Here is a 14,499-nt window from a genome sequence, read left to right on the forward strand (position 1 = left end):
GGCTACAAATTCCAGCCGGGAATTTTGCGCAGATCGCCGTCCCAGATCTGGACGGTGCTCTGTACCGGCACATCAGCCGGAGAGGAGGCTGTGCGGATATAACAGGAGTCTATCCCCACCGCCGCCGCACCGGCCATATCCGTACGCGGATCGTTGCCGATCATGATCGCAGAGCTTAGATCCGCCCCATATTTCTCCGTCAGGTAGCGGTAGAACAGCGGGTCCGGCTTGCTGATCCCTGCCTCTGACGAAATCGCCACACCGTCGAATAAATGCAGGATGCCCAGCATGGTGAGTTCGGCTTCAATGAAGGTTTTCTGGCCGTTGGAGAGGAGAAATACCTTTTTGCCGCTTGATCTTAAGCGCCGAAGAATTCCCTCCACCCCGCTATATAGGGAGATCTTAATCATCGACAAGGTGCGCAGCCATCTTACAGTTTCATGCAGCCAGGCCTGTCCCGGATTACCGCCCAAATCGCGGGCCACCGCACGGAACACCTCTTCCATCACGAAGTCCGGATACGCACAGTGCTGTGCAGCTGCAGCCAACTGCCGGTCCCGCTCCTGCAGAAAACGCTGCTGCAGCTCCACTCCGGAAATATTCAGCCCATGATAACTGAAATGGAGCGACAGCCGCTCCCAGATTTCCGGCCGCTCCTCATCCGTTTCAATATCAATCAGTGTGCCATACAGATCAAAAATGTAAGTCTGATACATACTTTCCCTCCTGACCGTTTCTGAAGCTGTTGCCAATATTTTCATTGTAAACCGATCCATGGTTTATGCAACAATTTCGCGATTCATGACGTTTAGAAGTTAATAGAATCGGTACCCGAGAATTAAATCAAAGGAGTATACCTATGAACGCTGCCCTGAAAACAAGTGCAATCCTGCTAACCCTTTCACTTGCTCTTACAACTGGAGGAGTCTCGGCAGCCCCTAGCGCTGCATCGGCATCTAATCACGGCACCGTACAGTCACCCTCTGCTGCGGCTGCAAAACTCTCCATATCCGTAAATGGTTCTGCTCTTTCCGAGCCCGGCTTCCAGTCTCCCGGCAGCAAAGAGCCGCTGCTTCCTCTGCGCGCCGTTGCCGATGCACTCGGCTTCACCGTGGCCTGGAATGCGCAGACGAAAGCCGTTGACCTGCATAAAGGCAGCATTTTCACCAGCGTACAAAGCGGCAAGGACCGCTATGCCGTCAATAAGATGTATATCCAGCTCGGAACTGCTCCGCAAACGAAGCAGAACAAGCTGTATGTCCCCGCCTCTTTTGTAAGCAAAGTGCTGCGTCAATCGATTAGCATGGAGGGACAGCAGATCGTGGTCAACCCGGCAGCAGAGCATATCAGTGAGACCGGTGTCATCACAGCCATTACCGATGCCGGCAGCTACCAGTCGGTACGTATCCGGGGTATCGGCACCGAAGGAATGATTCTGAACGTGGGGAAGGATACCAAGCTTACCCGCCAAGACGGTTCTGAGCTGGCCTTCAGCGAGCTTCATATCGGCATGACTATAGAAGCGCAGCACTCTCTGATTTCCACCCGCAGCCTCCCCCCGCAAACACCGGCCTACCAGATCACTGTACTGGACGGGGAGACAGGGGAAGAGCTGCTTGGCACGGCAGGCACGGTCCAGCAAGTCACTACAGCGGAGGATGGCACGGCCAGCATTCGCATCCGCGGCAGTGCACTGAGCGAGAAGTCGCAAAACGAGGTTGTTCTTCGCCTGGCGAAGGACACGGTCATCATTAATGAGAATGGTGAGGCAGCGTCCTCCGCCGATGTGATCCAGGGAGCCGAAGTGATCAGCTTCTACAGCCCCTTGCTGACCCGCAGCCTGCCTCCATCAGGCACAGCTTTGAAGGTGGTTCTGAAGGCCGATAAGCTTTAAGAAAGGCTCCAGATTTTTATTAATAAAACAGCCGCGGCCCTGCAAAATCGGGGGCGCGGCTGTTTTACTGTGTTGAACCGCACTTGGCCCGGCTCCGACACAGCGAAGACCCTGCAGGCAGCCCGCAGAGTCTTCAAAAGGTGAGAAGTGAATATTTAGTTATGCCAGGTTCCACAGGCTAGGGTACTTTTCCGGTAAACAATCGACGCCATCTCGATTTGTTTTTGCCTTTCAGATAGTACATGGGTGAAATCAACTACCTTTCGGAATACACATTACATGCCGTTCCAATCGCTATAATTGACACCTTCCACTTCCCACCTGTTTATTATTACCCTTTATCCGTGCGAAGTAAGCAGCCTGTACAAAAAAAAAGAGGACTTCCCGATACCATCTGCATGGCTGCGGAATATCCTCTGTGCGGTAAAACTATTATTTCTTCTGCGCCAACCGTTGTTTGAACTTATCCACACGGCCGCCAGTTTCGGTATCTCTTTGTTTACCAGTGTAGAACGGGTGGGATGCGGAGCTGGAGTCCACACGGATCACTGGATAAGTGTTGCCGTCTTCCCATTCCATAGTTTCATTGGACGATTTGGTGGACGAGCTCAGGAATTTGAAACCTACGCTGGCATCCAGAAAAATCACCTGGTTGAATTTAGGGTGTATGCCTTCTTTCATTGTAGTAACCTCCTTCCCGTACATATACAATCTCTATGGCAAAATGAAGCGATCTCTTGGGAGATAACTAAATCCACAGATTTACACGCCATACTATCATACGCTATCGGGAGCGCTGAGTCAATCACCTAAATTAATCCAATATCCGCTGCATGTGTAAAAGCTCACTCCGCACGCTGAACCCGGCAGCTTCCAGCCAGCTGCGTGTTCTATCGTCTGAAGACGGGGTATGCACCGTGCTCAGGCTGACCCCGCTTCCGCTATAGCTGAAGATACGGCTAAGCAGCAGATGGATAAGCCTCCCCCCGGCAGGGAGATCCTCGCGCAGCTTGCCTGGATACAGCTGAATCCCGCTGAGCTGCCCCGTCCCCGAATATACCCGCCGGAACTGGACGTACCCCAGTGCGGCTCCGTTCTGCTCAGCAATCAGACAGCGTCCGTCCTTGAGGCTGGGCCAGTGGGTCTGCCAGGGACCGGAATAGTCGTAGAAGGGCAGCGCTGCCGCCTCTGCAGCTGCACCCTCACGAATCTGCAGACCGGATTCATTATAATCCCCGGAAGCTTGTTCAGGCTCCGCTGGAACGGCAAACCCACCGTCCAATGCGTAGAACAGCGTCGTTCCTTGCCCTCGGTAGCCATACTTTTCATATAAGGCAATCGCAGGCTCGTTCTGCACAAAGGCTTCCAGCGTTGCTGTCTTCGCTCCGGCGAGCCTGTATCTGCGTATGTTCTCTTCCAGCAGATGTCTGCCCATTCCCTGGCCCCTGTGGGCCGGAAGGACGGCAGTCCCTCCATTCCAGGCCATTATCTCCCCGTTTACCGTACGGAGCCCGTTCAGGGTGAAGCCTACCGCCTGCCCGTCCGCATAGAGCATGATGGATTCTTCCGGCAGCAGATCCTCCCGGTGAAACCTGCCCAGGAACGTCCGGCAGTCCATCTGCAAATTCGCATAGTAATCCTGGAACCCTGCATTCCAGGCAGCGAGCGTGTCCTGCAGAGGAATTTCGCCCAATGTTCTAAACGTAACCATTACAGGGACTTCACCATCCCGCCGTCGATCAGCAGAGACTGGCCGGTAATATAGGTATTGGCAAAAGAGCCCAGGAACACGGCTGCTTTGCCGAACTCCTCCGGCGTTCCGCTTCGTCCGGCCGGAATCTGGGCCAGCGCCTCCTGCTCGACCTGCTCGCGGGAGATGCCGCGGGCATCCGCCCGCTTGCCGTCCAGCTGCAGAATCCGGTCGGTGCTGATGCGGCCGGGTGCAAGCGAGTTAATCAGGATGCCCTCCGGAGCAAGCTCGGCCGCAAGCGTCTTGAACAGCGCGCTCACCCCCGCCCGGAAAACATTGGAGAGGATCAGGCCGCCAATCGGCTGCTTGATCGAGACCGAGCTGACGCCCACGATGCGGCCCCCGCCGCTTGAGCGCAAGTAAGGCAGCGCCTCCCGGATCATGCGCACCGTGCCCATCAGCGTAAGCTCATAGCCGCCGTTCCAGTCCGCGTCGATCATCTCCTCAAAGCCTCCACCCGGAGGGCCTCCGGCATTGGTGACCAGCACATCCAGCCCGCCCCCATATTCGGCGGCGGCTTCAATCGCCCGCCCGATCTCCTCCGGGCGGTTCACATCCATCTGCACCGCGGCTACCTCATGCCCGGTTGCCTCTGCAATGGTCCGCCGGGCCGCTTCAAGCTGCTCCAGATTCCGGCTGGCGATGGTCACCTTCGCGCCTTCGCGTGCGAATTCCAGCGCGGTCGCTAGTCCCAGCCCCTTGCTGGCTGCTGCGACAAATACCGATTTCCCTGTAAGACCCAAATCCATTCTCTACGCCTCCTTGTTCCGGCACCCCGGGCCCGGTTGCCTGAATGAAGCTTACCGCAGCCGAAGCTCAGGTTTCCGTACTGTAGTTCCGGTAGTGTTAGTACCCATGCTGCCAATAATCAGCAGCGGATAGACTAATTTTAGTACAGCCCGGGCCCCGGGTCCAGACTCCCGGCCTTATCTGGAGCATGGCAATGGGGCGGTATATTGGGACGTAGCGGGATGCAGCGGCAATGTATCGGGACGCAGCGGGATGCTCTGGCAATGTATCGGAACGCGGCGGGATGCTGTGGCAATGTATCGGGACGCAGCGGGATGCTGTGGCAATGTATCGGGACGCGGCGGGATGCTGTGGCAATGTATCGGGACGCAGCGGGATGCTGTGGCAATGTATCGGAACGCGGCGGGATGCTCTGGCAATGTATCGGGACGCAGCGGGATGCTGTGGCAATGTATCGGAACGCGGCGGGATGCTCTGGCAATGTATCGGGACGCAGCGGGATGCTCTGGCAATGTATCGGAACGCGGCGGGATGCTCTGGCAATGTATCGGACGCAGCGGGATGCTGTGGTAATGTATCGGGACGCAGCGGGATGCTCTGGCAATGTATCAGGACGTAGCGGGATGCTGTGGCAATGTATCGGGACGTAGCGGGATGCTGTGGCAATGTATCGGGACGCGGCGGGATGCTGTGGCAATGTATCGGGACGCGGCGGGATGCTGTGGCAATGTATCGGGACGCAGCGGGATGCTGTGGTAATGTATCGGGACGCAGCGGGATGCTGTGGCAATGTATCGGGACGTAGCGGGATGCTGTGGCAATGCTATGACACATTCAGGCAGAGTCTGGATGAGCATTCTCTCCCCCGTCAAGGACAGACCGGCCCACAGACCCTCAACAACGGCATTTCTGCCGTTGTTTCCCCGCCAACCGGCCGACGGACCTCCAACAACGACGTTTCTGCCGTTGTTTCCGTACCAACCGGCCCACGACCCTCAACAACGGCATTTCCGCTGTTGTTTCCCCGCCAACCGGCCGACGGACCTCTAACAACGGCACTTCTGCCGTTGTTTCCCCGCCAACCGGCCCGCGAACCTCAAACAACGGCGTTTCTGCCGTTGTTTCCCCGCCAACCGCCCCGCGAACCTCCAACAACGGCATTTCTGCCGTTGTTTCCCCGCCAACCGGCCCGACGGGCGTCCCAAGCCAAACAGCGATGAGCACGCAAGCGCGCCCATCGCTATCTATAGTTACAGACGGCCCTCCATGGGAAGGCTACACGTCGTATTCCAACTGCTTCTTGGCCTGCAAAATAAAATCAAACGGATTCTCCACCGTTTCCGCCTCATATTGTACAGCGCCGATTTTGAGGCCCAGATTCACCTTATATTTAGCCGAGAATTCCGTATCATTCAATTCCTGCAGCTTGAGTTTGATCCGCTCGATGACAATCTTGGCCCCCTCCCGGTCCGTGAACAGCAGCAGCCCCCAAGTGGCATCCTCCTTATCCAGCAAATACAGCGCATCGTTGGTGCGGATACTGGATTGGCTAAGCTGGGACACATCATAGATCGCCTCAGACAGCTGCTCCTCCGGGATCAGACGGCGGATTTCACTCCAGTATTTCACCTTGACCACCAGCAGCGTAAGCGGAATGCTGTAGCGTGTGGAGATTCCCGTGAACAAACTGGCATCCTTCTGAAAAGAAATGATGTTCCGCAGATCGGTGTTCTCGTCGACAGTGGCGAGGGTTGCCGTTTTTTTCTCCAGCAGCTCATTCTCGATCTGAAGCTCCCGGGTTCTGGATGTAAACACCCAGATTACTACTGTGAGCAGCGGGGTCATAATCAGCCAAAAATACGTATTGACGCCGATAGTCCCGCCCTCGGACACTGTCTGGTAGAGGACGAAGAAGCCGTAACCGAAGATAAAAGCCAGATTCAGCACCAGCCCAGCAGTCACGGTAGTGAAATAGGTAACCAGCGCCAGCAGAAAAGCAATATTCAAAATAATTATGTTCTGGATGTAATGATCGGGCGAACCTGCGATAAAGACGATACATATGAAGTTCAGCACCAGGAATACCAGAAAAGCGAGATCGGAAAAAAGGCTGCTGCGGTTACGTCTCACGCTTATCCCCCCGTTTCTTCATATGTTTGCGGAACAGCAGAAGCAGCGAGACAATCACCAGCGTAACTGCAAGCACAACCGCCACCACGAAGCCCAGCACATCGCTGCGTTCCGTGATTTGCCCGATCACAGAGTCCTTGTCGGCTCCTGCAATTTTTTTGAAGCGGTACGCACTGACGTTGCCGTCCTTGTCGGCGGTCACCCCGTCGCCATATACCTTCCATTTGTCCTTATCGCTCGCAATCAGCTTGGAGACCAGATACATATCCTCTGTGCTGACTCCAGTCACTGCCATGAAGCCCCGCCCGCTCTCATACGGGGAATCCAGCAGCTGCAGCGTGCCGATCTCCGCCCCATACTGTTCATCGATGCTGACCTTCTCATTGGAGAGGATCGTGTCCCCATCTTTATTGTACCGGAAGTACAGCTTGTCATTGTTGTCACGGATCACCTTGTTATCCTTATAGGAACCAATGGCGATGATATTGTTGTTCTTCAGATTCTCTGGACTGACAGCATCAGTGTAGTAGTGGATATCCCCTGTATTGCCGCCTGCATATTGACCCAACAAGTTGAAAATATTCGCCAGGCTCTGGTATGTGTAGTTGTCCATTTTTTGCGGAAGCACTACCGCCACATGGTTGTAGATTTCATCCCGAAGGAACGGATACGGATAATTGTTGAACAGCAAATCCGTGCGGTCCTTGGTGTTCAATTGCATCGCTGTTTCTTTACTGATATAAGCCCAGGGCATTTGCCCCGTATTCGGGGTACAGATGGCATTGTTCATTTCCAGATCGAATGCCACGGTCACCGAGAAGTTGCCGGAGATATTCAGGCTCTGCGGAATCGCCAGGTTGAGTATATCGCCGTTTGCCAGCTCCTTGGTCAGCCTCTTGCTGCCGATTGGTGTATCGTTGATGCTTACCGTCACCAGCGAGCGGCCAAAGTCCAGATTCTCCGCATAGCGGAAATCCAGGCTGATTTTGCCGGAATCGGCAATCGAACGGTTCGAAGGCAGTGTGACGAAGTAGGTCTGTTCCTGATGGTTCGGACCAGTCAGCTTATCTCCGGTTTCTGTAAAGGTCACATTGGAGCTGATCGCAAAAGCCGGTGATGACACATCGGTGGCATCATCGATGACCTTCTTGCCGCTGCTGATCTGGCTGACCAGCTGGCGGCTGGCGAGCAGCCGTCCGGCCTTGATCAGCAGGCTCTCATCTTTGGAAGTGACAACCAGCGTAGGCTGGCTGTCCTTGTTCACCAGCTGGAGGAGAGCCTGCCCGTTCAGGTCCACGGAAGCATCAAGCAGCGGCTTAAGCTCGCCCGGCACATGGTCCGCCAGGGCGACCAAAACTACAAGCTCCTTGTCCTTGACAGCTTCTTCACTGTAGGGCAGCAGGGGAAGCGTTGTGCCGGCCAAGGTATTGGCCTTGGCGAAGCCCGATAAAGCATAGGTGGCCGCCTCCAGTTCAGAACCGCTGGCATGTTCCGGCACACTCAGGAGGCTTTGACCTCTTTTCACATAATCCATCCCGGAGAAGCGCTCGCTGAAATCGCTGATGCCGCCGCTCAAAGCCTTCGGCGTATAGGCTACCGCCACACTGGAGGTGTTGAACAGATGCAGCCAATTATCAGGTGTGTTGTCCACATAGCAGACCTGGTTATTCTCCCCGGCTGTCCGCAGATAGCCCTGAATGCTCAGCGTATTTACTCCTTGCTTCAAAAAGCCCTTTGGTGCCGGAATGGTCACACTTTGCTCCCCGTTGTTCTGCAAAGAAGGCCTGAAGGAGTAGAAAGGGCTCCCATTCAGGGAGAGGGTGACACTGGAAATCTGATCCTCAGTGATTTGCGAAATCTGAAAATGCAGATTGACCTGAAGGTCCTGCACATTCCAGTAATCCATCACCGTAAAATACTGCTGCTGCGAGCTTGTTCCCGTAAGTGAACTGTCGCTGCCGGTAAATGTTGTCTCGTACGTCTTCCTTCCGTCACCCGGAACCGCCGCTGCCGCAGAAGCCGCCTGGAGCGGGATCAGGAAAAGGGAGAGGCAGAGCGCCCACATCATGATCTGTTTTTTGTTCATTGTCCGTGTCTCCTGTTTCACTGATTTCTTGGCCTACAGCGGCCTAATAGCGTTCCGTCTTGTACCATTTGGCTTCCCGTTTGAAGATGACGTCTTTGAGATAGTTAAACAGCCCGTAAGCGGCAACGACCATCCACAGCTGGCAATAGGATACATACATCAGCAGAATGATCCAGAGATTGGACAGGCTCATCTCGCCCTTCTCCGTCGTCAGTGTGACGAAGATGCCCACTACAAACAGGATGATAGCAAGCAGCCACAAGAAGCTGCTTAGTCCGGCAATGGTGGTATGCACATAGCCCATCGCATGCAGCACGAGCAGCAGGTCGGAGGTGACCAGCGATATCAGCAGCAGGAAGTAGATGGACAGATAGTACAGGATATCAAAGCGGATTTTGGCCGCCGAGCGGTCGAACAGCAGCGGAATGTTTTTGACAATGACATAGATATTCCCCTTGGCCCAGCGCGTTCGCTGCTTGAACCAGACCTTCACCGTCTGCGGCTCCTGCTCCCAGGTGACGGATTTCGGCTGGAACTTGAGCCGGTAGCCCATCATGTAAATGCGGAAGCTGATCTCCGTATCCTCGGCGATCGCTTTGACGTCCCAGCCGCCGATGCTCTCTACAATCGACCTGCGCATAATGAAGTTGGTGCCGGGAATCGTGCACAGCTTGAACAGCTTCCAGCGCCCGGCCTGGGCCATCCATTGAAACGACAGCGTCTCAATATTAATAAACCGGGTGAGCAGGCTCGCATCACGGTTGCGGGTCCGGAATTTACCGATCACCGCACCAAGCGTGGCATCATTCATAATCTCGGCGACCAGATACCTCAGCGCGGTCCGCTCCGGCGTATTGTCCGCATCATAGATTGCAATCAATTCGCCTCTGCTGCGGGTGAAGCCGATGTTCAGCGCATTGGACTTTCCTTTGCCTCCCGTGAACGCATCCGTGTTGATGATAATCAGATTGCGCTCCGGCTGGCGGCTCTGAATACGGCTCAGCAGCTCAGTGCTGTTGTCGGAGGAGTTGTCATTGATCACAATAATCTCGTACCGGTCATGCGGGTAATCCAGCGCCAGCAGGGATTCGACGGTTTTGCTGATGACAACGCCCTCGTTGTGCGCAGGCACCATGATCGTAACGAAAGGATATTCGCCCTTAATCTCCGGAACGTCCTCATTTTCGGTTTTAATATAATACAGATAGCCCGCTATAATTAGAGCCACATTGACCAGCAGCAGGGACCAGATGCAGATCACCGCAATTACCATCAGCACATCTGAGATCGTCATGTTGTTCTCCTACATAAACTGAATTTGAGATCTTTATATTTTGGTTATGGTCGTCACTACAGGGGGTCACTTCATCCTTCATATTCCTTATTCAATTTCGCATTATTTGGATCTACTTTTCATGATTTCAAATACTTCTTCCGGTACAGCCTGTACCCGACAGTCATCAGGGCTCCAAACAGCAGCAGGGCCACTATAATCACTATGATAAAAAATTTGCTCTGCACACTGAACAGCTTCGTGAAGCTGCGGACCTGCTCTTCTTTGTATTGGTAATCACTGCTTACGGCCTCCGGGGCATAACCGACATTCAGGGGAGCACCGTTCACCAGGACCACTCCATCCTCCGAGACCACCGTATTCTCATCCGTAACGGTCTTGTGCAGCCCCTGCTTATAATCGGCAAAAGAGACCCACTGCCGTTCCAGCGTCTCCAGCAGGGCATCCAGGCCGGCTTCATCTTCCGGGAGCTCTGCAGTTATTGCTGTATTCAGCGGCAGCTGCGGCATGGCATGGGAAGAGTAATGCAGTTCCTGGAGGAACTCCGGTGTCAGACTGTAGAGAGAGGAAGGGAATGCCTTGGAGACATTCGAAGGTTCCATGTGCAGGACGGTCTTGTCCGGGAACAGCACAGCAGAGTCGAAAAAGTCCATTCCCGCTTCCGCATACTCCCTGTCATACGACCAGTATAGGTTCGCACCGATGCCAAGCGGCGCAATGCCGTTTTTCACCAGCAGATTCACAAATCCGCCCATCTTCTGCCCAAGCGTATGGTCATTGCTGTTAATGGACGGCATCACCTCCGGTGCATTCACCAGGATGCTGCCATTCCGCGACTGAACCACCTTCAGGGCGTCCAGGTAGCGCTGCATCGCCGGAAAACCGGTATTGCTGAACACCGGACGGACGCTGGCGATAAACGGAATGCCCGCCTTGTACAGACGGTCCGCGGTTTCTTCCAGCAGGTCAAGGTCGGAGAACGGATAGATCTCTTTCAGGACAAGAAAGGTCTGTGGTACAGTCTTGCCTCCCAGCCATTCCCTAAGCACATAGGACATGCCCACTACACTGGCATTGTCTCGCTCCAGATAAGGGACATACGTATAGCTTCCGGCCGACGCCGCGAAAGGCAGCTTCCGGCCGCTGCTCTTCAGGGTAAAGCTGCCGTAGGTGCGTTCCGCCTTCACGGCGGCAATATAAGCCATATCCCTTACCTGAAGATTAGAAGCAGTGAACTCACCAACCGTGAGATCGGCAAGGTCTTCATCTGCAGTTCCCGTAGTCAGCTGCATGTCCTTCAACAGCCTGGCGGGAGGATGATAGCCCACATACAGTGCCTGCCCCGTATAGCGCTCCGTATCCTCAAGATAACTCCGGTTCGCAGGAGCAAGATCTGCAGCATTCATTACGGTGATGACCCGGGCAAAAGAATCCATGGTCCCCGGCTCGTAATGATCCAGGCTTAGAAGTGTTACCTGGCTGCCCATGGCTGACAGCAGCCGCTGCAGCTCACTTACATTGCCTTCGCGGACAGTGCCTTTGGCCAGGCTGTCGTACAGAAGCAGCACCCTCTGTGGAGCGGAGGCGTCCTGCCCAGCCTGGGCCTGTACCGGCGGAGCGGCAGACAGCAATACAAGAACAGTAATGATCAGCGGCAGCAGCAGACTGGTAGCCCTCCGTTGGTTCAAGCGCTCACACCCTTCTGCACCTCAGGATATTGTCCTGCCTTGCTCGCAGCGGGCTGGCGTCTGACGAACATCCTGCGGCCAATCACGTCAGCCGCCAGCATGAAGGTGACCAAATCGAAGCATAAGGTGAACAGGAATTCATGCTTCGAAATGTCGGCGTCCCCCGCTCCGATAATCGAGACAAAAATCCCCGACAGGCCGACTCCCATGCTGGCCAGAATCAGCACCATCCGCTGTAAAGCCCGCATATTGCGGGCTTTGACCGCCTCCACGCAGGATGGCATGTAGAGACCGATAACCAGCGCCATCCAGAGCAGGATGAAACCAAAGGTTTTGGGGGCGAGCTGTTGCTTAAGCAGACTGTAGGCCGTAAAAAAATGGCTTTGGGCCCGGAAAGCCTTGCCTGCCGACTCTTCATAATTGCCCATCGCCGCAGGCTTGATCGAAAAAGCGCTGCGGGCCGCCACATTCAGGATGGAACCAAGCTGGTCGGGATTCGTCACATAGTGTTTGAGAATAGAGCCAAAGCCGTAGCGGCTGTAGAAATCCTTTTCCAGAATCGGCGAATTCACATCTACCGTCCCGTATTGCTCGTAATAAATGCTGTCCTTTAGAATGGCGTACTGCTCATTGATTCCGAATGATTTCAGCGTTGTTTCCGGATTGGAGGATTCTTTCAGCACACCCCGGGTCATGGCATGGTACTGGTTGATATTCACAAATTCTTTGGAGATGTTCAGGTAGGTAGCTATTCCGGCCAACATCAGCAGCGCCATGGAGACAAGCGTCAGGCTGCGGAACAGACGGTCCCGCCGGATCCAGACGAGCGATACTCCGAGCACAGCGATAATCATCCCCACCGGGGCATTCTGCTGCTTCGAGGTCGTCAGAATGATGCTGCTGAGGACGAACAGGCCGAGAAGGGCATAGTCGTTGTATTTTTTGCGGTAGAGCAGCAGCCAGGAGGCGAAAACGAAGATCATCATGATCATAACGACACTTTCACTGTAAAAAGAGTTGAAATAGGCGGTGTATCCCGTATCTCCGAACACCAAAATGGCAATAACGGCAATAATCATGCCTTGCTTGCGTGACATTTTGCAGGTGACCGCCTCGATTAAAAGATAGATGGCGGCAACATAAAGAACCGTGTAAATGGCTGCCTGAAAACGGATATCGAACACGGTGCTGCTGAAGATCAGCTTATTCAGACCCATAGCCAGCTTGATGAACAAGGACTGGGAGGAATCCAGGGTCGCGCCATTCTCGTTATAGTACTGATAGATTCCAAAATGCTTCACGAAATAGCCAAAATACTTGCTGTCATAGTCAGGCAGGTTGAAATAAAGGCCATTGCTGTATATGTTGCGGAAAAAGTCGCCGTTGTCGGCCATTCCTATGTAAGGAGCCGTAAACAAAGCAATCACCGTAACCAGCAGTACACCGAAGGCTGCTGCAAAAGCGGGCGTAACCCGCAGTCCGGCGGGCATCAAATGCTGCCGCAGCGTTGTTTTTACCATGTTGTCGTCGATCATGCGGGTCACCTTCGTTACTGTGGTTTAGTGTAAATAAGAATAGGCCAACAAAGCCATAAGATTGTCAAAAGAATACGCCTGTCCGGTATCCGTATTGCCGAATCCCCCGAATAGCGGACTGCCCGCATCCCGGATCTGGAATTCGTTCATTCTCGCAATAGCTGCTTGATAGAGTGAATCGTCTCCCGCCTCAGCACCGATCATGGCTGCCAGGGCGTAGATCGCTGTAGAACGGATATCGTTCAGCGGCTTCCCGTCACGGGAATATTGCCCGTACAGGGTTCCGGCTGTGACCTGTTCTTTGATGTAGCGGATGCTCGCAGGCTTATGCTCACCCGTCTCCGCCAAATGCAGAATGCTGAGCAGCGACTCCACCGTATTGATATTTTCGGAGCTGTAGGCTCCCGCATGATAATCGTATCTTGTCTCATAGAAAGGGAACGAATCCGAGAGGTAGCCTTCCTTCACAATTCCATCCATGTTATGCAATAATATACCGCGTAATTCGCTGGATATCGATAGTTTTCGCAATGTGCCCAAATCAATATAACACAAAGTTACGAAGTTGTTCGTAGTTTTGTAACTATTGTCGTAAAAATCATACATATATCCTTTTTTTACATTATTCTCATAAAAACGCTGACCGTACTTTTCTGCCTGCTTCGTATAAGCCGGTTCATCAAAAACCTCTCCCGCCTCATACAGGGCGCCAATCAGCCGCAGGTCATCCACCGCAGCATTCACGGGATACCGCTTCTGTTGCTTAGGGCTGTAGCGGTAGCTGAAGCCGCCTTCCATGTCAAAGGTTTGCTGCGCCAACGCCCACTGGCCGGCAAACTGCTCCTTATCGCCGGCAAGCACAGCTGCGCTCATCAGGAGCGAGGCAGACTCGCTCAGCACCTCATGACCGGTGGCTGCTTCCCCGGATTCATCTGTCTCCAGCAGATTGGTATACACGCCGTAGGGACCGGTAAGCCGTTTCGCAATAAATGTGCTTAGCTCCTGCCGCTCTTTCCGGTTATCCATACTTCGGCCGGTAATGGCCGATGGAGATGGCGGTGCAGTTACCGTCTCACCCGCTGTAGCGGTGGGGCCGGTAGCTGCTTCTTTGCCGCTGCAGGAAACCAGCAGCAGAGAGAGTACAAGTAGGGTTACTGCGCTGCGTTTGCTTGTCAATCCATCACATCCTCAAGAAAAACCATGTGTCATCTATAATAATATAACGGTAATATAAGTCACATAATTAACCATACAATTGATCATTATGTGTCAAATTTAAAAGGAAAGTGTTTATCCTATTAATATGATTGAGGTTTGACATACATAAAAAGCTTATATGTATTACAACTTGGCAGTCGGGTTAATTGTCTTG

14 protein-coding genes are annotated in these 14,499 nt (G+C 53.7%); 3 read left to right on the plus strand and 11 right to left on the minus strand.

The features are described 5' to 3' along the window. Positions 1-2 precede the first annotated feature (2 nt). Positions 3-716, minus strand: a complete 714-nt coding sequence (locus PGRAT_RS29690) for an HAD family hydrolase (protein ID WP_025708455.1) — start codon at positions 714-716, stop codon at positions 3-5. A 143-nt stretch (positions 717-859) separates the two neighbouring features. Between PGRAT_RS29690 and PGRAT_RS29695 the strand changes: the two genes are divergently transcribed. Further along, complete coding sequence (locus PGRAT_RS29695; protein WP_025708454.1) at positions 860-1,894, plus strand: copper amine oxidase N-terminal domain-containing protein; 1,035 nt, start codon at positions 860-862, stop codon at positions 1,892-1,894. 432 nt (positions 1,895-2,326) lie between these two features. Here PGRAT_RS29695 and PGRAT_RS29700 read toward each other — a convergent pair whose 3' ends face one another. The 3 genes from PGRAT_RS29700 to PGRAT_RS29710 all read right to left on the minus strand — a co-directional run bounded on the left by PGRAT_RS29700 (position 2,327) and on the right by PGRAT_RS29710 (position 4,393). Beyond that, entirely contained in the window at positions 2,327-2,575 is a 249-nt protein-coding gene (locus tag PGRAT_RS29700; protein WP_020425948.1) for a type B 50S ribosomal protein L31, read from the minus strand. Between the two features lie 133 nt (positions 2,576-2,708). Continuing rightward, on the minus strand, positions 2,709-3,605 hold the full coding sequence (locus PGRAT_RS29705; protein WP_025708453.1) for a GNAT family N-acetyltransferase: 897 nt from the start codon (positions 3,603-3,605) through the stop codon (positions 2,709-2,711). Beyond that, positions 3,605-4,393, minus strand: a complete 789-nt coding sequence (locus PGRAT_RS29710; RefSeq protein WP_025708452.1) for an SDR family oxidoreductase — start codon at positions 4,391-4,393, stop codon at positions 3,605-3,607. Before PGRAT_RS29710 ends, PGRAT_RS29705 begins: the two co-directional genes overlap by 1 nt. A gap of 253 nt (positions 4,394-4,646) precedes the next feature. Between PGRAT_RS29710 and PGRAT_RS29715 the strand changes: the two genes are divergently transcribed. Both PGRAT_RS29715 and PGRAT_RS33600 read left to right on the plus strand, forming a co-directional pair. Beyond that, positions 4,647-4,967 (plus strand): hypothetical protein, encoded by a 321-nt coding sequence (locus PGRAT_RS29715; RefSeq protein ID WP_156124087.1) that lies wholly within the window; start codon positions 4,647-4,649, stop codon positions 4,965-4,967. 61 nt (positions 4,968-5,028) lie between these two features. Then, a complete protein-coding gene (locus PGRAT_RS33600; RefSeq protein ID WP_156124088.1) occupies positions 5,029-5,199 on the plus strand; it encodes a hypothetical protein in 171 nt (56 codons plus the stop codon). Between the two features lie 89 nt (positions 5,200-5,288). On the opposite strand, the gene PGRAT_RS33605 is transcribed toward PGRAT_RS33600, so the two are convergent. The 7 genes from PGRAT_RS33605 to PGRAT_RS29745 all read right to left on the minus strand — a co-directional run bounded on the left by PGRAT_RS33605 (position 5,289) and on the right by PGRAT_RS29745 (position 14,303). Beyond that, positions 5,289-5,618, minus strand: coding sequence for a hypothetical protein (locus PGRAT_RS33605; protein WP_156124089.1), 330 nt, complete (start codon positions 5,616-5,618; stop codon positions 5,289-5,291). Positions 5,619-5,669: 51 nt separating this feature from the next. Continuing rightward, on the minus strand, positions 5,670-6,524 hold the full coding sequence (locus tag PGRAT_RS29720) for a diguanylate cyclase domain-containing protein (RefSeq protein WP_025709466.1): 855 nt from the start codon (positions 6,522-6,524) through the stop codon (positions 5,670-5,672). Beyond that, positions 6,514-8,610: a cellulose biosynthesis cyclic di-GMP-binding regulatory protein BcsB gene (locus PGRAT_RS29725; RefSeq protein ID WP_052415747.1), complete on the minus strand. Its 2,097-nt coding sequence runs from the start codon at positions 8,608-8,610 to the stop codon at positions 6,514-6,516. Before PGRAT_RS29725 ends, PGRAT_RS29720 begins: the two co-directional genes overlap by 11 nt. Positions 8,611-8,653: 43 nt before the next feature. Next, positions 8,654-9,904 (minus strand): glycosyltransferase family 2 protein, encoded by a 1,251-nt coding sequence (locus PGRAT_RS29730; protein WP_025707822.1) that lies wholly within the window; start codon positions 9,902-9,904, stop codon positions 8,654-8,656. Positions 9,905-10,023: 119 nt separating this feature from the next. Next, positions 10,024-11,592, minus strand: a complete 1,569-nt coding sequence (locus tag PGRAT_RS29735) for a hypothetical protein (RefSeq protein ID WP_025707823.1) — start codon at positions 11,590-11,592, stop codon at positions 10,024-10,026. Next, complete coding sequence (gene wsfD, locus PGRAT_RS29740) at positions 11,589-13,127, minus strand: glycan biosynthesis hexose transferase WsfD (RefSeq protein ID WP_042267639.1); 1,539 nt, start codon at positions 13,125-13,127, stop codon at positions 11,589-11,591. The genes PGRAT_RS29735 and wsfD overlap by 4 nt, the downstream gene beginning before the upstream one ends. A gap of 24 nt (positions 13,128-13,151) precedes the next feature. Then, positions 13,152-14,303: a glycosyl hydrolase family 8 gene (locus PGRAT_RS29745; RefSeq protein WP_025707825.1), complete on the minus strand. Its 1,152-nt coding sequence runs from the start codon at positions 14,301-14,303 to the stop codon at positions 13,152-13,154. Positions 14,304-14,499 lie beyond the last annotated feature (196 nt).

The organism is Paenibacillus graminis (genome assembly GCF_000758705.1).
Lineage (GTDB): Bacteria > Bacillota > Bacilli > Paenibacillales > Paenibacillaceae > Paenibacillus_AQ > Paenibacillus_AQ graminis.